This window comes from Streptomyces sp. NPDC005574 (assembly GCF_040605435.1).
Taxonomy (GTDB): Bacteria; Actinomycetota; Actinomycetes; order Streptomycetales; family Streptomycetaceae; genus Streptomyces.
The window spans coordinates 1-19,330 of the sequence record NZ_JBEXCW010000018.1 but is presented as its reverse complement, the minus strand read 5'-3'; the positions used below and the strand labels follow the sequence as shown (position 1 = coordinate 19,330).

The 19,330-nt window shown below is 71.7% G+C and carries 15 protein-coding genes and 1 pseudogene; 9 read left to right on the top strand and 7 right to left on the bottom strand.

What is annotated here, in order from left to right:
- Positions 1 to 87 precede the first annotated feature (87 nt).
- Together ABZT03_RS14835 and ABZT03_RS14830 are read right to left on the bottom strand one after the other, a co-directional pair.
- Positions 88 to 4,341 (bottom strand): hypothetical protein, encoded by a 4,254-nt coding sequence (locus ABZT03_RS14835; protein ID WP_356038615.1) that lies wholly within the window; start codon positions 4,339 to 4,341, stop codon positions 88 to 90.
- Between the two features lie 1,948 nt (positions 4,342 to 6,289).
- A complete protein-coding gene (locus ABZT03_RS14830) occupies positions 6,290 to 7,255 on the bottom strand; it encodes a pirin family protein (RefSeq protein ID WP_356038613.1) in 966 nt (321 codons plus the stop codon).
- A 165-nt stretch (positions 7,256 to 7,420) separates the two neighbouring features.
- Between ABZT03_RS14830 and ABZT03_RS14825 the strand changes: the two genes are divergently transcribed.
- The 3 genes from ABZT03_RS14825 (at position 7,421) to ABZT03_RS14815 (ending at position 9,648) form a co-directional block, all read left to right on the top strand.
- Positions 7,421 to 7,768, top strand: coding sequence for a tetratricopeptide repeat protein (locus ABZT03_RS14825; RefSeq protein ID WP_356038610.1), 348 nt, complete (start codon positions 7,421 to 7,423; stop codon positions 7,766 to 7,768).
- Positions 7,769 to 8,106: 338 nt separating this feature from the next.
- On the top strand, positions 8,107 to 9,081 hold the full coding sequence (locus ABZT03_RS14820) for a helix-turn-helix domain-containing protein (protein WP_356038608.1): 975 nt from the start codon (positions 8,107 to 8,109) through the stop codon (positions 9,079 to 9,081).
- A 147-nt stretch (positions 9,082 to 9,228) separates the two neighbouring features.
- Complete coding sequence (locus tag ABZT03_RS14815) at positions 9,229 to 9,648, top strand: hypothetical protein (RefSeq protein WP_356038605.1); 420 nt, start codon at positions 9,229 to 9,231, stop codon at positions 9,646 to 9,648.
- Here ABZT03_RS14815 and ABZT03_RS14810 read toward each other — a convergent pair whose 3' ends face one another.
- On the bottom strand, positions 9,649 to 9,918 hold the full coding sequence (locus tag ABZT03_RS14810) for a nucleic acid-binding protein (protein ID WP_356038602.1): 270 nt from the start codon (positions 9,916 to 9,918) through the stop codon (positions 9,649 to 9,651).
- A 144-nt stretch (positions 9,919 to 10,062) separates the two neighbouring features.
- Here ABZT03_RS14810 and ABZT03_RS14805 point away from each other — a divergent pair, with 144 nt between their 5' ends.
- Positions 10,063 to 10,320 carry a hypothetical protein gene (locus ABZT03_RS14805; protein WP_356038600.1) on the top strand — a complete coding sequence of 86 codons (258 nt, stop codon included), beginning with the start codon at positions 10,063 to 10,065 and terminating at the stop codon, positions 10,318 to 10,320.
- Positions 10,321 to 10,415: 95 nt separating this feature from the next.
- Here ABZT03_RS14805 and ABZT03_RS14800 read toward each other — a convergent pair whose 3' ends face one another.
- Positions 10,416 to 11,819 (bottom strand): PepSY-associated TM helix domain-containing protein, encoded by a 1,404-nt coding sequence (locus ABZT03_RS14800; RefSeq protein WP_356038598.1) that lies wholly within the window; start codon positions 11,817 to 11,819, stop codon positions 10,416 to 10,418.
- Positions 11,820 to 12,011: 192 nt separating this feature from the next.
- Between ABZT03_RS14800 and ABZT03_RS14795 the strand changes: the two genes are divergently transcribed.
- Positions 12,012 to 12,659, top strand: a complete 648-nt coding sequence (locus tag ABZT03_RS14795; protein WP_356038596.1) for a peptide deformylase — start codon at positions 12,012 to 12,014, stop codon at positions 12,657 to 12,659.
- Between the two features lie 31 nt (positions 12,660 to 12,690).
- On the opposite strand, the gene ABZT03_RS14790 is transcribed toward ABZT03_RS14795, so the two are convergent.
- Positions 12,691 to 14,124 carry an NAD(P)/FAD-dependent oxidoreductase gene (locus ABZT03_RS14790; RefSeq protein ID WP_356038594.1) on the bottom strand — a complete coding sequence of 478 codons (1,434 nt, stop codon included), beginning with the start codon at positions 14,122 to 14,124 and terminating at the stop codon, positions 12,691 to 12,693.
- A 130-nt stretch (positions 14,125 to 14,254) separates the two neighbouring features.
- Here ABZT03_RS14790 and trxA point away from each other — a divergent pair, with 130 nt between their 5' ends.
- Complete coding sequence (trxA, locus tag ABZT03_RS14785; protein WP_356038591.1) at positions 14,255 to 14,641, top strand: thioredoxin; 387 nt, start codon at positions 14,255 to 14,257, stop codon at positions 14,639 to 14,641.
- Positions 14,642 to 14,671: 30 nt separating this feature from the next.
- On the opposite strand, the gene ABZT03_RS14780 is transcribed toward trxA, so the two are convergent.
- Together ABZT03_RS14780 and ABZT03_RS14775 are read right to left on the bottom strand one after the other, a co-directional pair.
- Complete coding sequence (locus tag ABZT03_RS14780; RefSeq protein ID WP_356038589.1) at positions 14,672 to 15,718, bottom strand: LacI family DNA-binding transcriptional regulator; 1,047 nt, start codon at positions 15,716 to 15,718, stop codon at positions 14,672 to 14,674.
- A gap of 99 nt (positions 15,719 to 15,817) precedes the next feature.
- Positions 15,818 to 16,468, bottom strand: coding sequence for a helix-turn-helix domain-containing protein (locus ABZT03_RS14775; protein ID WP_356038587.1), 651 nt, complete (start codon positions 16,466 to 16,468; stop codon positions 15,818 to 15,820).
- 117 nt (positions 16,469 to 16,585) lie between these two features.
- Here ABZT03_RS14775 and ABZT03_RS14770 point away from each other — a divergent pair, with 117 nt between their 5' ends.
- From ABZT03_RS14770 to ABZT03_RS14760, 3 genes and pseudogenes are all read left to right on the top strand, one after another.
- The gene (locus ABZT03_RS14770; RefSeq protein WP_356038585.1) at positions 16,586 to 17,149 is read left to right on the top strand and encodes an NADPH-dependent FMN reductase; all 564 of its coding nucleotides are present in this window, start codon (positions 16,586 to 16,588) and stop codon (positions 17,147 to 17,149) included.
- 297 nt (positions 17,150 to 17,446) lie between these two features.
- Positions 17,447 to 18,421, top strand: coding sequence for an alpha/beta hydrolase (locus tag ABZT03_RS14765; protein WP_356038583.1), 975 nt, complete (start codon positions 17,447 to 17,449; stop codon positions 18,419 to 18,421).
- Positions 18,422 to 18,812: 391 nt separating this feature from the next.
- Positions 18,813 to 19,330: pseudogene (locus ABZT03_RS14760) on the top strand (PucR family transcriptional regulator); the annotation flags it as partial.

Here is a 19,330-nt window from a genome sequence, read left to right as displayed (position 1 = left end):
CGGCTTCCTGTCTCGATCAACTCATGTGCCTGGTCGACGGCCAGCAGGTCACACCTGCCGTCGTGGTGCGGCCTCAGCCGGTCCATCTCATCGGTGTGGGTTGGTCATTGAAGCGTCGAGCGCTCGGAACGGCCCGCTCTGCGATGCTGGGTGCTCACTCTCTCGTAGCAGCGGCCCCAGTACGGCTGGCAGAGCCTGGGGCGCTGTCCGGCGAATGCCCTCCAAACAGGTGCTCCACGGGGCAAGGCTCAGTGCTTCGACTGCGGCTTCACGGCCTGCGGGGCAGTCCCCCCATCCTTCGGCCGCGGCGGCCCGGAGGCGGCCTCGCTGGCGTTCCGTCCAGTCTTCCGTCGACTCCAAGGTGGCTGTCAGCAAGGCACCAGCCTCGTCGGTGAACTCGTCGGCGTAGTTTGGGGCGCCGTGTCGATGGGCGGTCGCCCCGATGGCGCACAGTGCGCGCACCTGGTCCGCGGGGTCCCAGAGGGCGCGGGCGGCAACAGCGGCTTCAGCGTACTGTCGCTTGGCCGCCGCGAGGTCCACGACGTTGAGCAGAGGGAAGTTGCGCTGCTCAACGGGGTGTTCCGCGGCGCACAGGTCGATGGCAATGAGGAAGTCTCCGCGCCGAGCGGCCCAGCAGGCGACTTCATCAAGCACCCGCTCTCGCTGGAGCCCTTGCGGCAGGGTCCATGCGAGTTCGCGACCTACTGCGTAATGCCCGGAAGCCGCAAGAGCCTCGGCCAATGCGGCAGCGGCCTCATCCCCGCTGGGACTGTCATCCGGCAGTGCGTTGAGCAGGGACCAGGCCCGGTCGTGCTGGTCAGTCCAGGCCAGAGCAGCCACGACCGAGGCGAGGTCCTGCAGGTGATCTTGCACATTCGTGCTCTGTTCTGCAAGGAAAGCCGCCTCAGCGGTCATGTCCTCGCCTTCCGGGGTGTTGCCGGAAACCGCCGTCAATCCAGCGGCACTGCCACACAAAGCACCCCGCTCCGAACGTCGCCCAGGGCCTGCGATGTGCAGGCTAAGGGCAGCGGCGAGACCAGTGTGGCCGTGGCGGAGCAGCAGTGCCACCTGTTCCGACAGCGCGTGGTCGGTCCAATCCGGGCTGATCAGAATATCGGCCAGGGCGTGGGCATGACGGGCCAGGGCCGAGTTCCGTAGGATGCCGTCCGCCCTGGCCAGGGACTTCGCGGTCAACGCCAGTGCCTCCGCCTGGTCAGCCGCTCGTGGCAGGAGATCAAGGGCAGCCAGTGCGCGGGGAGTTGAACCGGCTTTCGCCCATACGGTGGCGATCGGCGCGGCAAGGCGCGCAGCACGAGGAGACGAAGCCAAGTGCCCCACGAGAGATAGTGCTTTGTCATCCTCCCCGCGCTCGGCGAGACCTCCCGCGATGGCCGCGAGGACCTCCGCCCGGATCCAGTTCTGCTCAACGGTGTCGGCTACGGCGTCCGCCGCGTCGTCCTGCCCGTCCTTGGTGAAGGCCTTGGCAAGTGCGGCAAGGGCCGCTACGCGGTGGTCGCTCGACACGAGGGTCATTGGCGGTAGACCGTTCTCGATCTCTCGCATCTCCTGGATCAGGCTGGCCGCCACGCCCATGGAACCACGCCGGGCCGCCGCCGCTGCCACCCAGCCGAGCGCTTGTGCCCGGCGCCAGGGGTCCTCGATCGCGCGGGCGATGTCCGCGCCCTGGTCCGGCTTGTCGGAAACTGCCGCGCCGGCGGCCGCTTTCCTGAGAGCTATGGCCTGCCCGTCCGGCTCGTCAATCTTCCGGGCGGCCTCAACGGCAAGGCCCGGAGCGCCCGTTCGGGCAAGGACCACGGCCAGTTCGGCGACGTGATGGACGTCGCCCCACCCGGTGTTTCCCCGGGTCGCGTCCGAGGCTTCCTGCGCCAGGACCTGTGCCCGCGCACGGTCTCCGGCCGCGAGGTGGGCGGCCGCCAGGTACGCCAACGCTCGGCTCCGGCTGCGGGGAGAGCTCAAGCTGTGGGCCAGTTCAGTGGCCCACTCGAGATCGTCCGACATCTCTGCCAGTCCCCTCACCATGTCCGCCGCAGCCTCTTCCCGTGCCGCTGTCGCCGTAAGGGGAGCCAGCAATTCGACAGCCGACTTGTACTGTTGGGCCAGAGCCAGAGCGAGTGCGGCCATCGTGAGACCGTCGGCGCGCTGGTTGTTCGCGGTCACCTCATCCGCGAGGGCAGCGGCCTCGTGGGCCAGGTCCGCTGCTTCGCCGACCTCGCCGGAGGTGACCAGCAACGCTGCGACGCGAGCCAGGGATGTCATTCGCTTGTACGGGTCGGACAGCGACCGGCAGATCTCGGCTGCCCGCCTCGGTTCACCGGCATGGGCGAGGACGAGAGCAGCTGGGACCAGGGCACGCTCTCCTCCCTCCGCGAGGGCTTCGGCGAGGGCTTCCTCGGCCACGACGAGCGCATCGGTATGCCCGTCCTCGACCATCGCCGAGGCGGCATTTGCCAGCAACTCAGCCCGCAGGCCGCGGTCACGCACCGTCCGGATGACTGCCACAGCCTGCGGACAGTCGCTATCCAGGATCATGGCCTGCGCCGCTATGACCGGCACTGCGTCGGGAAGGGAGGCGGCGGCCGCACGAGCGAGGATCTCCGCCGTACCGCGCTGCCCCGCGTACAGGGCGGCTGTGGCCGCTGACGCCAGGACCTCGTTCTGCCCTTGCTGGGGCACCTGCGCACACGCCATGTTGTACGCCCGGTTCGTGGAACCGACTACGGCCAGCATGACCACCGCATACGTCGCGGCCTCCGTACGCCCCTGTCCGACTACAGCATCGGCCAGTTGGGCTGCCTCGTCGGCCACTTCCGTCGCACGCTGCAGCTCACCGTTCGCGACCAGCACCCGGACTACTTCCACGAGGGCTCTCAGACAGGCCACTTCACTCTGCCGGGCTCGAGCCAGGCTGACAGCGCGCCGGACCCGCCCCAGACCCGCCCACACCGCGATCAAGGCGTCCGGGAGACTCTCGCTGCGCGAAAGCAGGGCGTCGCGCCTCACGGCGAGCATGAATGCATCAGCAACATCGGCAGGATCCCCGCCGCCCCCGGCCACAAGGGCCTCGAACGCCGCGGACAGCTCGGCCAGCCCATCCAGATCGGAACCGGACCGCTGCCACAGCCGCGTGTGACGGTGAGCGTCACCGGCCAGTCGAACAAGCCGTCGCGTATCACCCTGTGCGCGCAGCAGTTGGCCGTAGCCGCGGAGCAGATACTCCGGTGTGTGGGGCGGCCAGCGCCGCACTTGGAAGCTGTCCGCCCACTCGTGCAAACGCTCGCGATTCGCCGCCAGTTCCTCTTCGGTGAGCAATTCGACCGCGCTACGCCTGATCTCCTCATGGGCCAGGACGTAGACACCGGAAGCGGACGCACCGGCGTCCTGGGAAGACCAGTGCGGCGTACGGACACGGAAGGCCCGCCCGGTAACGGTGCTCAATTCCTTTTCAACCAGCCGGGGACGAGTGTCTGCCAGGAGTGCGAGGTCCGCCGCCGTCAGGCCGCCACCGGCCGCCGTCACCAGCCCCAGCAGTTGCCGTGCGAGGCCGCCGGCCTGCAGCATCCGCATGAGGCTGTCCTCCGCCTCCCGTCGCACGGCTTCCGCGTACGGCGACGGTCTCAACCATCGGTCGATGGCAGCACTTCTCAGCGGATGCGCGGGGGGCACATCGTCCGGGATGGGAGGATGCGGCCGCCCGGCTACCATCACCCGCATTCCGTGCCTGGGCGAGCGCGGCAGTAGCGCGGCAATGCTGTGGCTTCCGGGGCCCGCAAGCACCCCGCAGTCCTCGTCCAGACCGTCGACGATGAGCACCAGTCGTCTGCCGCGGCTCGCACACAGGGCTGCCGCCCGGTCCATCGCGGAGAGCAGGCTCTCCTCGCGCATGTGCTCGGTGACCGCTGGTTCCTCCTCACCCAGCAGTGCGTAGAACTGCCGGTGGACCACCTCGCAGTAAGCGTCACGGTCGTTTTGCCGATTCAAGCGCGATGTGATGAAGAAGGACACGACATCGACCCCGGTAGGGGGCTCCATGACGAACTGGGCCATGAGAGCCGTCTTTCCGGCCCATGCGGGGGCGAGCCACCTCCAGTACGCGTCCTCGGCCCTATCGGCATCCTCCCGCGTGGTGCAGAACTCCGCCATCAGTGCCAGTTCTTGAGAACGTCCGCGGAACTCGGCGGCTGCCAGGGACTCCACTTGGTAGCGGTAGTTGGACGTCGAGACTCGCTGTGGGGAGGCACCGAACTGGAACTGATTGCCGTCGCCCGTGACGACCAGACCGATGTCCCCCGCCGCCACCACAGATCGGGCACCGGTCGCCATAGGCATGCCCTCCAGGGGCAGCGACTGCTGTCGCCATGGACGGCCCCACCGCTTACCCAACGTGCCGGGCCTCCCCCACATCCGATGGAGCTCCGTGCCCACGCATCACTGGATCCCGGACAGAAGATCCTGATACATCGTCTCGACGAGTCTAGTCCCGCGAAATCACACGGCTTCCCGGATACGGACGAGGACTTCAGGGCCCGGGCACCAATGGATGCGACGTTGCTGCTGCTCAGCGCTGTCCTCGTTCACATGCTGCCCGCGCGGCCCCCGCGAACAGCCCTTCGGCCACCAGCCGACGGACTGCAGCGGCATTGGTGTCGACCTGGAATCTTGCGCTCCGGGTCTGCCGGAGGTGGTATGCCCCGGTTCTGACGGAGTCGGGTTGCTGGACAATTGACGATCCAGCAGCCTCCGGAGGCCGGGTCCGCCACCCAGCCGCCTGAACTTCCGCACCCGAGGCGCGACCACGGGCCCCGACCCTCGCCAGCCTGCCCAACACCATCCCGGGAAAACCAAGCCGCGGTCGTGCAGGCATCACCACCCCGTTCAATTCCGGCGTTAACAAGGGCCGCATCACCGATCTGAAACTCCAAGAAGCGGATCATGGCCAGCAGCGCGGGAGTCCCGTTGCTCCGCCACCGTGTCATCCTCATGACCTTGCTCCGACGCCGCCACATGTGACGGAGCGCAACCGGCGCATGGTGGCGCATCCCAGCTTCACGGAATTCTCGCCAGGGCCGCGTTCACGTGTACGCCGACACTCATGAGCCTCACGTCTACAGAGCCCGCGCGCCACATGCTCCGCATCGGCTGCAGCACGCGGAGCGTCACCACGTCTCCACTTCGGGCACTCGACAGCGGCGAGTCCGAGTGCAACGGAGCCCACGAAGGATGCTGCAGCCCCTCTTGACCAGTCATATGAAGAGGTCCAGCCGGATCACCGGCGGGGCCTCTTCGTGTCACCGGCGAGTCACCAACCCCATCTACGCCCTCCCACCCAACGGTCCAGAACTGGACATACATGTCCGCATTGGACTGGCTGGACACCACAAGACGGTTCTGCCTACCTGTGCCATGTGGGACCGGATCGCGCTGTCGCCCAGAGTGGTCCGGTCCATGATCAGCAGTGGGCCACCGCCGCCGGCCTTCCAGACCGCGCCCGGACCGCGGGAGCCCACAAAGCGCTCCAGAGATCCCGACACCCGCCCCCACCTGACAACTAATCACCGACGCCTGAGCATCGCCCGGCAAGAAAAACCTCCAGCAGGCACCTTCTTCCAGGGCCACCGCATCGCAGCCACCCGCCCAGTAATCATCCCCTGGCTTCGCCGGGTCAGCGACCCCCAACACCCCTGCTACCAACCAACCCATCGCGGCACAATACGCCCAACTACCACCAAGATCCGGACCATACGCGGGCCAACTCCCCACATCGAACCCGTCGGGCCGACATCCTTGCTGGTCAGAAGGCTGTACCGCCTGTACCACCAGCAGACGAAGAACCTGCTGGTGGTCTTACAGCACAGCACCCTCCGTATCGCACGGAAAGTGCGGTGCGAGGCGATCAGCGACGGCACCTGGCCTTGTCGACTCTCCACAAGGCGACAGCGCGAGGCCCGTCGATGCATACCGGCGCCTGCCTCAACCACGCCTCAGACCAGCGTTCACTTGGTCACCGTCAAATCCGCGAAGCCGTGGGAAAGCGACTGGGCTTCGAGAAAGACTTCCCGACCTCGCCTGACTGAGCGTCAGAAAAGTCAGCAAAAGTCAGCAAGAGCTCTGCCACAGCCGCTCACAGACGGCCACACCGTGGAACCGCCGCCCGCCCGCTCCCGAGACGGCAACGCTGTCGACCGCCCTCCTGCAAGCGGTCGACAGCGAGAGGCGTTGTCTGGCCGCGCCCCACTCGACAGCGTCACCGACACGTGGGCATTCCTGCAGGTCAACGCACCCTGCCCCGCGGCTTCAACGGCACAGGCGGCAGTTCCGGAGCGGGCAGTGGCGCACCGTCATACCCCTTCACTTCACCGAACCGTGCACCTTCCATCCAGTCCCGACGCGCCTGTACGATCTCTTCGTGGGACCGCCCGATCCAGTTCCAGAACATGATCAGTTCCTCGTCGAACGGCTCACCCCCCAGCAGCATCAGGCCCGCGTCCGACTCGGCGCGCAGCGGGAGTTCGGTGCGGCCGCAGCCGAGGTAGAGCATCGAGCCCGGCAGCAGCGGCACCCCGTCGACGTGGGCCTCGCCGGACATCGACAGCACGGCGTACTCGAAGTCCGGCTCCAGCGGCAGGCGTACGTCCGTGCCGTGGGCGAGGGCCAGGTCGGCGCCGACGATCGGGGTGTACGCCGTGCCCGGCGAGGTCGCCCCGTCGAGGTCGCCGAGGATCAGCGTGGCGGTGAGGCCCGGCGAGGTGATCAGCGGGAGCTCGGCGTGGTGCTCGAAACGCGGTTCGGTGTGCCGGTGGCTGTCCGGGAGGGCGACCCACAGCTGCGCGCCGTGCAGGAGCCGGGCGTGCGGCCTCGGGCTCTCCTCGGAGTGACTGATCGCCCGGCCGGAGGTCATCAGGCCCAGCTCGCGCGGGCGGATCGTCTGGAGGCTGCCGGTGGAGTCGCGGTGCAGCACCTCGCCCTCGTGCAGCCAGCTGACCGTCTGCAGGCCCATGTGGGGGTGCGGCGGGACCTGCATCCCGGGCTCGTCGGCGATGTCGTCGGGGCCGTAGTGGTCGACGAAGCACCAGGCGCCCACCATGCGGCGGCCCAGGTTGGGCAGCAGACGGCGGACCACGCTGGACTCGCCCAGTCTGACGCTGCGCGGACTGAGGAGTTCGCGTACGGGTTCCGCCACCACGAAGCCGCGTCCACCGCACAGGGCGGGAACCGCCTCGCGATCAAGATTGCTCATGCGGCCCAACCTAGCCCCGCCCGGCGCCTCGCGTCAGTCCAACCCCCTGCCCGTCGCCCGGGGCGGGGCACCGCGGCCGGTGGCGGACCCTCGCTCGCCGCCCCGCCCAGGTAGTGGAATGTTTAACAACCTGTCGGAGTTGTAGGCCGTCGAAGGAGGTCAGCAGTGGACACGACGTACTACGACCACGGAACGCCGGCCGAGCGCTGGGAGCGCGGACGGATGTTCTTCGAGGCCAGGGACTACGCCGCCGCGGCGCGCGTACTGGACGGGCTGGTCGAGGAGGTGCCGGAGCAGACCGGACCGCGGCTGCTGCTGGCGCGCTCCTACTACCACTCGGCACAACTGCGGCGCGCGGAGGCCGAGTTGCGCATCCTCGTCGAGCGCGACCCGGTGGAGCACTACGCCCGGCTGATGCTCGGCCGCACCCTGGAGCGGCAGGGCCGGCCCGAGGAGGCCGAGTCGCACCTGCGCATCGCCTCGGCGCTCGCGGGCGACTTCGAGCAGATCTAGGGCCTCGTGTACGGATCAGGCGGCCCGCTTGCGGGCCTCGGGGCCTGATCCGTACCGCTCCGGACTGATCCGGGGGCCAGACCTAGTAGGCCGAAGTGGGCTGTCGCCTCGGGCCACACGGTCAGCCCGATAGCGGGCGCCGGGCGAAAGGGCGGGGTGTCGAAGCTCCCGGGATCGTTGCCGGTGTGAGCGGCGGGGCGGGCCGGGGCCCCGTGTGACGATTCTGTACTTCTCCGAACCCGTCTCGCGGGTCAGAATGCTGGCGAGGCAACCGAGGACGGTCTCCGCACGCACGTGTGTCGGTGGGAGCGCCCGGCGGGATCGGAGTGGGGACGGAAATGATCGGGACCAGCTTCCGCAGCGAGGACTGGCCTGCGGAGGAGAGGTTCGACCGATGGCGGGAACTGGTCGGCCGGACCCGCTCCAGCGAGAGCGTCAGTGCCCACGCCGCGGACTTCCGGGGTGATATAAGGCTGATGGAACTGGGGCCGGTGACCGTGATGCGGACGTCGTTCCTGCCGACGCGTTTTCGGCGGAGCCCCGAAATGGTGCGCCGGTCCGACCCCGAGCTGTATCACCTGACATTGCTGCTCGACGGAGAGCTCGGTCTCGAACACGCCGGGCGGAACAGCAGGTTCGGCCCATATGACCTGCACCTGGCGGAAAGCTCGCGGCCCTACGACCTCGGGCCGACGGACGACCGTGAGCGCCGTGCCGTCAAGGGAGTGGGAGTGGACTTCCCCAAGGCGCTGCTGCCCCTGCCACCGCACCGGGTCCACGAGTTGCTGGGCCAGGGTCTGCCGGGAGAAGAGGGCGTGGGGGCGTTGCTGGCGGATTTCCTGGTCGGTCTGGCCCGTCAGGCGGAGACCCTCCAGCCCGCCGACGCCCGGCGCCTGGGCACGGTCGTACTCGACCTGCTGTCGGCGTGGTTCGCGCAACTGATGGACACAGAGGCGGCGTTGTCTCCGGAGACCCGCCAGAAGGTCACGGTGGAGCGCATCCTGGCGTTCATCCGGCAGAACCTGCACGATCCGGAACTGACGCCACCCGTGATCGCCGCCGCGCACCACATCTCCCTAAGCTACCTCCACCGGATCTTCCAGCAGCGGTCGCAGGGAGAGACAGTGGCGGCCTGGATCCGCAACCGGCGGCTGGAGGGCGCCCGCCGCGACCTGGCGGACCCCTCGCTGCACGGCACGCCCATCCACACCATCGCCGCCCGCTGGGGCTTCCCCCGCGCCTCCGACTTCACCCGCGCCTTCCGCGCCACCCACGGGCAGTCGCCCAGGGAGTTCCGGCTCCAAACGGTGTAGACGCAACGCAAACGAAGTGTGGACCGACTGACAACGACAGCCGGACGTACTGGGGGCATTCTCGATCAAGCGCAGCCCGGAAGTGTCAGTCGCGCGGTCGACCCGCTCCGTCATCACAGGGCGGGATGTGAGAGAGAAGGACATCCCATGCGTTTGAAGGCCCTGACCGTGGCTGCTGCAGCCGCCGGCGCCCTTGTTTTCGGTGCGGTGCCGGCCGATGCGGCACCGTACTGGCAGACCGTGAACACGGGCAGCTCAGACTGGTTCTGCACTGCGTACAAGCATCACTCGGTGTCCGACCACGTCAACTGGAAGGTGTGCGAAGTCACCAACGCGAGCAACGACGCCCAGGTCGTCGTGATCGTCCAGAACGCGGCAAGCACGGCGATCAGCATCGGGGGCTCCGTCAAAAGCAGCTACGGCAGCTCGGGAACGTGCTTCACATCCACACTCAACCCCGGCTTCACTCGCGGATGTTACGGGCAGACCGTTCGCTACTCCAGCGATGGCTGGTGGATACAGGGGACGCTCACCGTCAACGGTGTCACCGACATTTGGACCAGCTAGCTAGCTGGAGGCGTCGGCCATCTGCTGCTCGTGGTGGTGCTTGAGCGCGTCCCGGGCCGCGAGGACGTCGCCCGGAGCGAGGCTGCTCCAGAACGGGTGCGTGATGATCGCCTGGGCGAGGTCGATCTCCCGCGTCCGTAGCCGGGCGATCTCCGCCGCGTCCTGGGGATCCCAGCCGGGGGAGGCGGGCCGCCAGGCGTTGTCGTGCGTCTCCCACGCGTCCATCCTCGCCGCCTGGGCCGGCGCCTGCCCCACCTGCCACCGCGACATACCCACACCACTACGAACCTGACCAAGCCCTACTAGGCCCCGCACATCACTGTCCGCCCCCGCCTGGCGCCATCTCCCGACGGGGGCGGACCTCTGTCCCTGTCGGAATACAGCGGGGTCGCCGCGCGCGGGATCAGGAACAGGGTGACCGCCGAGCCGGCCGAGGACGGCGCCGACAACGGAGTGCCGACGGCGGCGCCCCGGGCGGCGCGACCGACCGCCGTCCACACCGGCGGCCGGCTGCGGGCCTCCGGTCCCGGCGCCGGCAGCGCGGCGACCCGGCGCGGCACCGAGCCGGCGATGGCGGCACCGGCCAGGGCCGGCGTGGAGGCGCCCCGTCGGCCCGGCCGGCAGGGCGGAGGCGCCGATCGCGCGCGCCCCCACCCGCCGGATCACCGGTGAGCAGCCGGGTGGCCGCGTGGGTGCGGCCGCGGTGCGGCGAGCCGGGCGACCACGCGGCCAGCGGCAGGCCGAGCGCGCTCACCTCCTCCGCCGGGTCACCTCGCGGCGGCACTGCCGTCCCGTGGCCGGCGTGCCCGCCGGTGGGCGATCTCGCCGAGGGTCACGTCGGCGACGACGAAGGCGGCCAGCGGGATGCCGAGCAGCGGCACGAACCAGCCGAGGACCACGATCGCGGCCACGCACGGCAGCAGGACGTACGGCGACACCTCCTGCCAGGCCCCGCGCGGGACGGGCCGGCCGAAGGAGGAGCCGCGGCCGCGCTGCCACCACATGCGGTAGCCCCACAGGATCAGCAGGACGAGCGACAGCGCGAGGAGCATCAGCGCGATCTGGTTGGCCAGGCCGAACAGGACTCCGGTGTGCAGGTCGATGCCCCAGCGGGTCAGCTTGGCGAGCAGCGGGTGATCGGCGAACCGCAGGACGTCGGTCACCTCGCCGGTGGCCGGGTCGACCGCGACGGCGTCCTGCTTCTCGGGCCAGCTGCGCTGCACCTGCCGCACCACGTACGCGGAGGTCGCGTCGGCGGGCGGGACGACCTCGACCGGGTTGCCGAGCCCCTCGGCGCGGGCGGCGGCCAGCACCCTGTCGAGGCCGACGCCGTGGCCGGCGTCCCCGGCGGCGGCGGACGCGCCGTGCCCGGCGTGCTCGCCGCCGGCCGCCGCCGACACCGAGGGGGTGGCCTGGCCGAGCGAGGTCCGCAACTCGTCGATGTTCGCTCCGGCGTACGTCGACCAGGTCAGGCCGGTCGCCGAGAGGAAGACGAACCCGGCGGCGGCCCAGACGCCGACCGTGCCGTGCAGTCCGAGGGTGCGGCGCCGGCCGCTCGTGCCCCGCACCTTGCGCAGCGCGCGGCGGCGGGAGAACCACAGCACCAGACCGCCGCCCGCGATCACCCACAGCCAGCTCGCGGCGAACTCGCTGTAGAGGCGGCCGGTCTCACCGAGGCGCAGGTCGCGGTGGAACTCGTCGATCCAGGTGCGCAGCGGCAACGCCCCGGTGGAGCCGTACTGTTCGAGAGCGCCGCGCACCTCGCCGGTGTACGGGTCGACGAAGACGGCGAGGCTGTGATCGGGGTCGACGCCCGCGACGCCGGACAGCATGACCCTGGTGGTCGCGCCGGCCTCCGGGGAGGGCCGTACGGCGGAGATCGTGCCCTCGGGGTGGGCCTCGCGGGCGGCGGCGACCTGCCGGGACAGGGGCAGTTCGGTGTCGCCGACGGGCACCGTCGTCTCGTGGGCGTACACGAGCTTCTCGGCCTGGAAGGCACCGGCGTACAGGAAGCCGGTGAGGGCGGCGACCAGCAGGAACGGCGCGACGAACACACCGGCGTAGAAGTGCAGACGCAGCACGAGCGGGCGCAGGGGTGCCCAGGGGCCGGGGGGCGGCGCCGGGGCGGCCGGCGGGGCCTGGTCCGTGATGGTCGGGGGTGCGGTGGACATCGGCGGCTTCTCCGGGGGCGCGAAGGGTGCGGGACCGGGACCCGCGGGCGGGGACCGGGCACGGCACCGGAACGGCGGGCCGTGGTGGTCCAGTAGTCGGGGGACGGAGACGTCGAGTTCCCGCGGGCATGAGTGGTGTGCGTCACACGGGACGCGCCCGGGGGCCATGGACCGACGTGGCATCCTGGCGCGATGGCAACCGCACATGATCACGCGTCCCTGGCCGAGCAGGTGGAGGAACTCCTCGCCGCCGACGGCCCGTTGACCATCGTCGCGGCAGGCGAGCCAGTGCTGCGGCGCGCGGCCGAGCCCTTCGACGGGCAGCTGGACGACGCGCTGCTGGCCCGCTTCGTCGAGGCGCTGCGCGTGACGATGCACGCGGCGCCGGGTGTGGGCCTCGCCGCACCGCAGGTGGGGGTGGCGCTGCGGATCGCGGTCGTCGAGGACCCGGCTCCGGTGCCGGAAGAGGTACGGCTGGCGCGCGGGCGGGTGCCGCAGCCGTTCCGGGTGCTGGTCAATCCGTCGTACGAGCCCGTCGGCGGCGGGCGGGCCGCGTTCTTCGAGGGCTGTCTGAGCGTGCCGGGCTGGCAGGCGGTGGTGGCGCGGCCGGCCGAGGTGCGGCTGACGTGCCGGGACGAGCACGGCCGCGCGGTCGACGAGGTGTTCACGGGCTGGCCGGCGCGCATCGTGCAGCACGAGACGGACCATCTCGACGGCACCCTCTACCTCGACCGCGCGGAGCCGCGCTCGCTCTCCTCGAACCAGGCCATGGCGGAGCGGTGGTCGCAGGCGACGCCGGAACAGGCCGCGCGGGCGCTCGGCTTCGAGCTGCCCCGCTGACCGTCCGGCGCCACCGGCCCTGCCCGCGGGGTCAGTTGTCCCGGTACGCCTCCAGCAGCCGCAGCCACACCTCGCTGATCGTCGGGTAGGCGGGCACCGCGTGCCACAGCCTGCCGATCGGCACCTGTCCGGCCACCGCGACGGTCGCCGAGTGGATCAGCTCGCCGACGCCCGGGCCGACGAAGGTGACGCCGAGCAGGATCTCCCGGTCGAGGTCGACGACCATGCGGGCCCGGCCCCGGTAGCCGTCGCCGTACAGACCGGCGCCGGCGACCCCGGCGAGGTCCTGGTCGACGGCGCGGACCCGGTGTCCGGCCGCTTCCGCCTCCGCGAGGGACAGGCCCACGGCGGCGGCCTCCGGGTCGGTGAACACGACCTGGGGCACCGCGGCGTGGTCGGCGGTCGCCGCGTGGGCGCCCCAGGGCCCGGACTCCAGGTGCGGGGCGCCGGTGGCGCGGGCGGCGATGGCGGCCCCCGCGATCCGGGCCTGGTACTTGCCCTGGTGGGTGAGCAGGGCGCGGTGGTTGACGTCACCGACGCCGTAGAGCCAGTCGCTTCCGGTCACCCGCAGGCTGTCGTCGACGCTCAGCCAGGAGCCCGGTTCCAGTCCGACGGTGTCCAGGCCGATGTCGTCGGTGCGCGGGGCGCGGCCGGTGGCGAAGAGGATCTCGTCGGCCTCGATCCGGTCGCCGGCGCCGGTGACGACGACGACCGTGCCGTCCTCGCGGGTCACGGACTCGACCGAGGTGCCGGTGCGCACGTCGACGCCCGCCTCGCCGAGGGCCTCGGCGACCAGTTCACCGGCGAAGGGCTCCATGCGGTTGAGCAGGCCCTTGCCGCGGACGAGCAGGGTGACCTCGGAGCCGAGGGCCCGCCAGGCGGTGGCCATCTCGGTGGCGACGACCCCGCCGCCGACCACGACCAGCCGGCCCGGCACCGTCTTCGCGCTGGTGGCCTCGCGGCTGGTCCACGGGCGCACGTCGGCGAGCCCGGGCAGGTCGGGCAGGACCGCGCCGGTGCCGGTGCACACGGCGACGGCGTGCCGGGCGGTCAGGACCCGCCGTTCGCCGCCGGGGCCGGTGACGGTGAGGGTGCGCTCGCCGGTGAGGCGGCCGTGTCCGCGGTAGAGGTCGGCGCCGATGCCGTCGAGCCAGGCGACCTGGCCGTCGTCCTTCCAGTGGGAGGTGTACTCGTCGCGGTGGGCCAGGACCTCGGCCGCGTCGAGGGGGCCCTGCACCGACCGGCGCAGGCCGGGTACGCGGCGGGCGTCGGCGCGGGCGATGACCGGGCGCAGCAGGGCCTTGCTGGGCATGCAGGCCCAGTACGAGCACTCGCCGCCGACGAGCTCGCTCTCCACGACCGCGGTGGAGAGGCCGGCCGCGCGGGTGCGGCCGGCCACGTTCTCCCCCACGGGCCCGGCACCGAGCACCACGACGTCGTACTGGATGGTTTCCGTTTCCGTCATGGGGTCAGTCTGGTGGGTGGTGTGCGCGGAGGCCACATGGGTACGTGCGCCGACACCGAGCGGAATACGAGGCCGGTCCGCCGTGTTGTCGCGACGGCTTCGCCCCGACACCAGGAAGAGGGAACCACCCATGAGCAGCACCGTGGAGCTGACCAAGGAGAACTTCGACGAGACGGTCACGGACAACGACTTCGTCCTGATCGATTTCTGGGCGTCCTGGTGCGGCCCGTGCCGTCAGTTCGCGCCGGTCTACGAGAAGGCGGCGGAGGCGAACCCGGACCTCGTGTTCGGCAAGGTGGACACCGAGGCGCAGCCCGAACTGGCCGCGGCCTTCAACATCCAGTCGATTCCCACGCTGATGATCGTCCGTGACCGCGTCGCCGTGTTCGCGCAGCCGGGCGCCCTGCCCGAGGCCGCGCTGACGGACGTCATCGGACAGGCCCGCAAGCTCGACATGGACGAGGTCCGCAAGTCGGTCGCGGAGCAGCAGGGTCAGGCCGGGCAGTCCGAAGCCTGAGCCGCACCGGCTCCGCGGCGGGTGAGCGGGTCAGCTGGAGTCGCGGTGCACCACCGACGCGCCGAGCACCTCGTGCGTCTCGGGCGGACCGTCCGGGTCGCGTACCGCCCGGTCCACCAGTTCGGCGAGGTCGCGGCCGGCCGGCAGCTCGATGTGGACCGTGCTCAGCCTGGGCCGCAGCAGCCGGCCGAGCATCAGGTCGTCGGCGCCGATGACGGCCGTGTCCCGGGGGATGTCGACGCCCTCGTCCTGAAGGGCGCGCATCAGGAGCATCGCGTACTCGTCGTTGTAGGCGAACACCGCGTCCAGACCCAGGGCGCGCCAGCGGGCGGCGAGCCGTGCGGCGGCCTCCTCCTCGTAGGGCAGCGGCAGTTCGGTGAGGGTGGCGTCCGTGTCGCGCAGCGCGCGGCGCACCCCCGCGAGACGGGGCCGCGAGAACATCTCGAGCCCGGCTCTGTCGGGAAGTACGACGCCGATCCGGCGGCGGCCGCGCGCGTACAGGTGGGCCGCCGCGCAGTGGCCGACGCTCTCGTGGTCCATGAGCAGCGCGTGGGCGCCCTCGACCCGTTCGGGGCCGAGGGTGAGCACGGCGCGGGCGCCGGAGCGCTTGAGGACCGCCACCCCCTGCGGGCCGAGACCCGGGCCGGGCACCAGTACGGCCACCGGCCGCAGTTCGGCCCAGGCGCGGGCGGCCTCGTCGCCGTGCAGGCCGGCCGTGCCGTACTGGACGACGGTGTAGTCGAGGCGGCCGAGCGCCCACTGGAGTTCGTTGATGAACCGGCCGTACAGCGGACCGACCGGGACCGGGGGCGCCGGCATGAGGACCATACGGCTGTGTCCGGCGCGCAGGCTGCGGGCGGCGGCGTGCGGGACGTACCCCAGTTCCTCGGCGGCCGCGTGCACCCGGCGGCGGGTGGGCTCGCTGATCCGGACGGCGCTGGTGTTGTTGAGGACGTAGGAGACGGTCGCGCGCGAGACGCCGGCCAGCCGGGCCACGTCGGCGCTCGTGGGCACGGAGCGCGGCGCGGGGGACGGGGGCGCGGGCGTGTTCGGTATCTGCACCATGACGTACGGCATCCTGGCAGAGGCCGGGGTCCGCGAGCCGGGCGGGGACCCGGCGAGCACACCGGTCGACAAACCGCGTGCGCGGCGGGTCGCGGATTCGCGTACCCGAGTTCAGCGGGTCAGGCGTGCGACCAGGTCGCTCCAGCCCGCCTCCAGCCGCTCCAGCGGCATCCCGCACTCGGCGGTCAGGTAGTGGATGGCGGACGGGTCGAGGTAGGCCATCAGCGTCATGGCGAGGAGTTCGCAGTCGGCCTCCGGTATCGCCTGCCGCAGCAGCAGGATGACGTGGCCGCGCAGCAGCCGCCGGGGGGCGTTGGAGAAGCGGCGGTGCCCGCTCGGCTCGGCGGCCAGCTGCAGTTCCAGCTCGTCCACCGAGCGGCGCAGCAGGGCCCGTCCGAAGGCGTCCAGGCGTTCCACGGGGGGCGCTCCCGGGCCCAGCGGCGGGGGGCCGCCGAAGAACGCGGCCTGGAACTTCTTCTCGGAGTGGTCGAGCAGCGCCATCAGCAGCCCGTTGCGGTCGCCGAAGCGGCGGAAGACCGTGCCCTTGCCCACGGAGGCCGCCGCCGCCACCGCCTCCATGGTCACGCCGGCCGCGCCGTGCTCCGCCACCAGCCGGGCGGCGGCCTCCAGCAGCCGGGCCCGGTTGCGGGCCGCGTCGGCGCGAAGGCACGGGTTCTCCTCGTCGCTTGAGCCCAGCTGGAGCAACTCGGTTCCTTCGAAGGGCTCCTGGGGCGTCGGGAAGGGGGGCAGGCCGGCGGACATGAAGACAGCGTAAAGCATCGGGAACAAAACTGGACCGCGGTCCGGTTAGGGTGCTACAACGTTAAACGGACCTCGGTCCGGTTCGTAACGGCAGTGTTTCCGCACTTTGGAGTTCCCATGTCTGTTCGCATCCTCGCGCTCGTCGGTAGCCTTCGCGCCGGTTCGCACAACCGCCAGCTCGCCGAGGCGGCCGCCAAGCACGCCCCCGAGGGTGCCGAGGTGGTCATCTTCGAGGGACTGGCCGACATCCCGTTCTACAACGAGGACATCGACGTCGAGGGCGCCGTACCGGCCGCCGCCGCCAAGCTGCGCACGGCCGCCGGCGACGCCGACGCGTTCCTGCTCTTCTCCCCCGAGTACAACGGCAGCATCCCCGGCGTCCTGAAGAACGCCATCGACTGGCTGTCGCGTCCCTACGGCGCCGGCGGCTTCGGCGGCAAGCCCGTCGCCGTGATCGGCACCGCCTTCGGCCAGTTCGGCGGCGTCTGGGCGCAGGACGAGGCCCGCAAGACCGTGGGCATCGCCGGCGGCAAGGTGATCGAGGACCTCAAGCTCTCCATCCCCGGCTCCGTGACCCGCTTCGCCGAGACCCACCCGGCCGACGACGCCGAGGTCGTCGAGCAGCTGACCGAGGTCGTCAGCCGCCTGCACGGCCACGCCGGCGAGACCGTCGCCGCCTGACCCGCATCCCGTACGAGGTCCCGTGAGGGGGCCGGAGCCCTTGGGTTCCGGCCCCCTCCGCCGTGCCGGGGCGCCCGGCACTGCGGCCCGCTTCGCCGTGCCGGGCGCCCGGCTTCCGGCCGTCCGGCGGCCGTCTCCTCGCGGGTCGCCGCGACCCGGCGGCCAGGGGCCAGGCCGGTTTGGCCGGTGCCACCCGCCGGACGGCGGGCAGGTTCCGCCGGACGGCGGCGCCCCCGCCGGACGCCGGACGGCGGATCATGACGTCACGAGCCGCCGCGCCCCGCGTGAGGAGACGACATGACCCCGGTACCGCCCCCGTTCGACCCCGAGCTCGCCGCGGCCCTGGATCTGATCAAGGACATGATCTCGCCGGGTCTCACGCTGGAGGACCTCGACGCCGTGCGCGAGGGGCCCGGGATACAGATGCTGGCCGAACTGGACCTGACCCTCGACGGCCACTTCGACGTCGAGGACCGGCTGGTCCCCGGGCCCGAGGGCGCCCCCGAGATCTCCCTGCTGATCTGCCGGCCGGCCGCGCCCGTCCCCGGGCCTCCGCGGCCCGTCATCTACCACGTCCACGGCGGGGGCATGGTCCTCGGCAACAACCGGGTCGGTGTGGACGGGCCCCTGGCCTGGGCGAAGGAGTTCGACGCGGTCGTGGTGTCGGTGGAGTACCGGCTCGCCCCCGAGCATCCCCACCCCGCGCCGATCGAGGACGTATACGCCGGCCTGCTGTGGACCGCGGAACACGCCGGCGAACTCGGCGCCGACCCGGAGCGGATCGTCCTCGCGGGGGCCAGCGCGGGCGGCGGCCTGTCCGCGGCGCTCGCCCTGCTCACCCGGGACCGCCGGGGGCCCCGGCCCCTCGGCCAGCTGCTGCTGTGCCCGATGCTGGACGACCGCAACGACACGCCGTCCGCGCACCAGATGGCGGGCGTCGGCGTCTGGGACCGCACGGCCAACGACACCGGCTGGACGGCGCTGCTCGGCGACCGGCGCGGCGGCCCCGACGTCTCCCCGTACGCGGCACCGGCCCGCGCCGAGGACCTCTCCGGACTGCCCCCGGCGTTCCTGGACGTGGGCTCCGCCGAGACCTTCCGGGACGAGGTCGTCGCCTTCGCCGCACGTATCTGGCAGGCCGGGGGCGTCGCCGAGCTGCACGTCTGGCCCGGCGGCTTCCACGGCTTCGACGGCTTCGCCCCCCAGTCCGCACTCTCCCAGGCGGCCCGGGCAGCCCAGCGCGCATGGCTCCGCCGGTTGCTGGAGGTGTGACACCAGCGGGGGTCGCGCGGCGTCGGCGCGGTGCGCCCGGGGCCGGGTGCGTCGCGCGGCACCGACGCGGTCTGCCCGAGCCCGGACGCATCGCGCGGCGCCCGCGCGGTGTGCAGGGGGCCGGACGCATCACACGGTGCCCGCGCGGCGTGCCCCGGTCCGGACGCATCGCGCGGCACCGGCGCGGTGTGCACGGGTCCGGACGCGTCGCGCGGCGCCCGCGCGGGGGGCCCGAGCCCGGACGCGTCGCACGGTGCCCGCGCGGTGGGCCCCGGTCCGGACGCATCGCGCGGCGCCCGCGCCGTGTGCCCGGGACCGGATGCCCGGTCCCCGGCGTGGGAGAACATCGCGGGCCCTGCCCTCAACGGTGCGCAGGGCGCACCATGGGCGTATGAGAGAGCTGGCCGGGCGGTTGACCGCGTTGGATCCGGATGCCGGGGCGGCCGTCCAGGTGATCGCCTACTTCGACCGACTCGCCGAGTCCCGGGCCGGTCTGGAGGCGCTGGTGCGCGGGGCCGCCGTACTGGCCGGGGTGCCCGCCCGGCTCGTCGACGCCGACCGGCGGGTGCAGGTCCGGGTCGAGGCCGACGGCACCCGGCGGGACACCGACGTCCCGCCGGAGTCCGGCTGGCCGTCCGCCGCGCTGACACCGGACGGCGTGCCCGCCCTGTGGCTGGAACGGCCGCGGGCCGCCCCCAGTGTCGTCGACGCGGTCATCCTCGAACGGGCCGCCGGCGCCGTACGGCTCGTCCTCGACCGCACCCGCGGCCGGGCACCCGCGGACGATCCGGCGCTGGTCGAGACGGTCGTGGACGGCACGGCCACCGAACCGGCCCGGCTGCACGCGGCCCGCCGGCTGGGCCTGGACCCGGCCGCACCGGCCCGCGCCCTCGCCCCGCTGGACGGCCC

Bases quoted from the DNA above. Each gene is read 5' to 3' on its own strand.
- ABZT03_RS14810 (WP_356038602.1), bottom strand. From the start codon at position 9,918: ATGTCGCGGTGGCAGGTGGGGCAGGCGCCGGCCCAGGCGGCGAGGATG.
- ABZT03_RS14795 (WP_356038596.1), top strand. From the start codon at position 12,012: ATGGCAACCGCACATGATCACGCGTCCCTGGCCGAGCAGGTGGAGGAA.
- ABZT03_RS14770 (WP_356038585.1), top strand. From the start codon at position 16,586: ATGTCTGTTCGCATCCTCGCGCTCGTCGGTAGCCTTCGCGCCGGTTCG.
- ABZT03_RS14820 (WP_356038608.1), top strand. From the start codon at position 8,107: ATGATCGGGACCAGCTTCCGCAGCGAGGACTGGCCTGCGGAGGAGAGG.
- ABZT03_RS14790 (WP_356038594.1), bottom strand. From the start codon at position 14,124: ATGACGGAAACGGAAACCATCCAGTACGACGTCGTGGTGCTCGGTGCC.
- ABZT03_RS14765 (WP_356038583.1), top strand. From the start codon at position 17,447: ATGACCCCGGTACCGCCCCCGTTCGACCCCGAGCTCGCCGCGGCCCTG.
- ABZT03_RS14800 (WP_356038598.1), bottom strand. From the start codon at position 11,819: ATGTCCACCGCACCCCCGACCATCACGGACCAGGCCCCGCCGGCCGCC.
- ABZT03_RS14835 (WP_356038615.1), bottom strand. From the start codon at position 4,341: ATGGCGACCGGTGCCCGATCTGTGGTGGCGGCGGGGGACATCGGTCTG.
- ABZT03_RS14775 (WP_356038587.1), bottom strand. From the start codon at position 16,468: ATGTCCGCCGGCCTGCCCCCCTTCCCGACGCCCCAGGAGCCCTTCGAA.
- ABZT03_RS14780 (WP_356038589.1), bottom strand. From the start codon at position 15,718: ATGCCGTACGTCATGGTGCAGATACCGAACACGCCCGCGCCCCCGTCC.
- trxA (WP_356038591.1), top strand. From the start codon at position 14,255: ATGAGCAGCACCGTGGAGCTGACCAAGGAGAACTTCGACGAGACGGTC.
- ABZT03_RS14830 (WP_356038613.1), bottom strand. From the start codon at position 7,255: ATGAGCAATCTTGATCGCGAGGCGGTTCCCGCCCTGTGCGGTGGACGC.
- ABZT03_RS14815 (WP_356038605.1), top strand. From the start codon at position 9,229: ATGCGTTTGAAGGCCCTGACCGTGGCTGCTGCAGCCGCCGGCGCCCTT.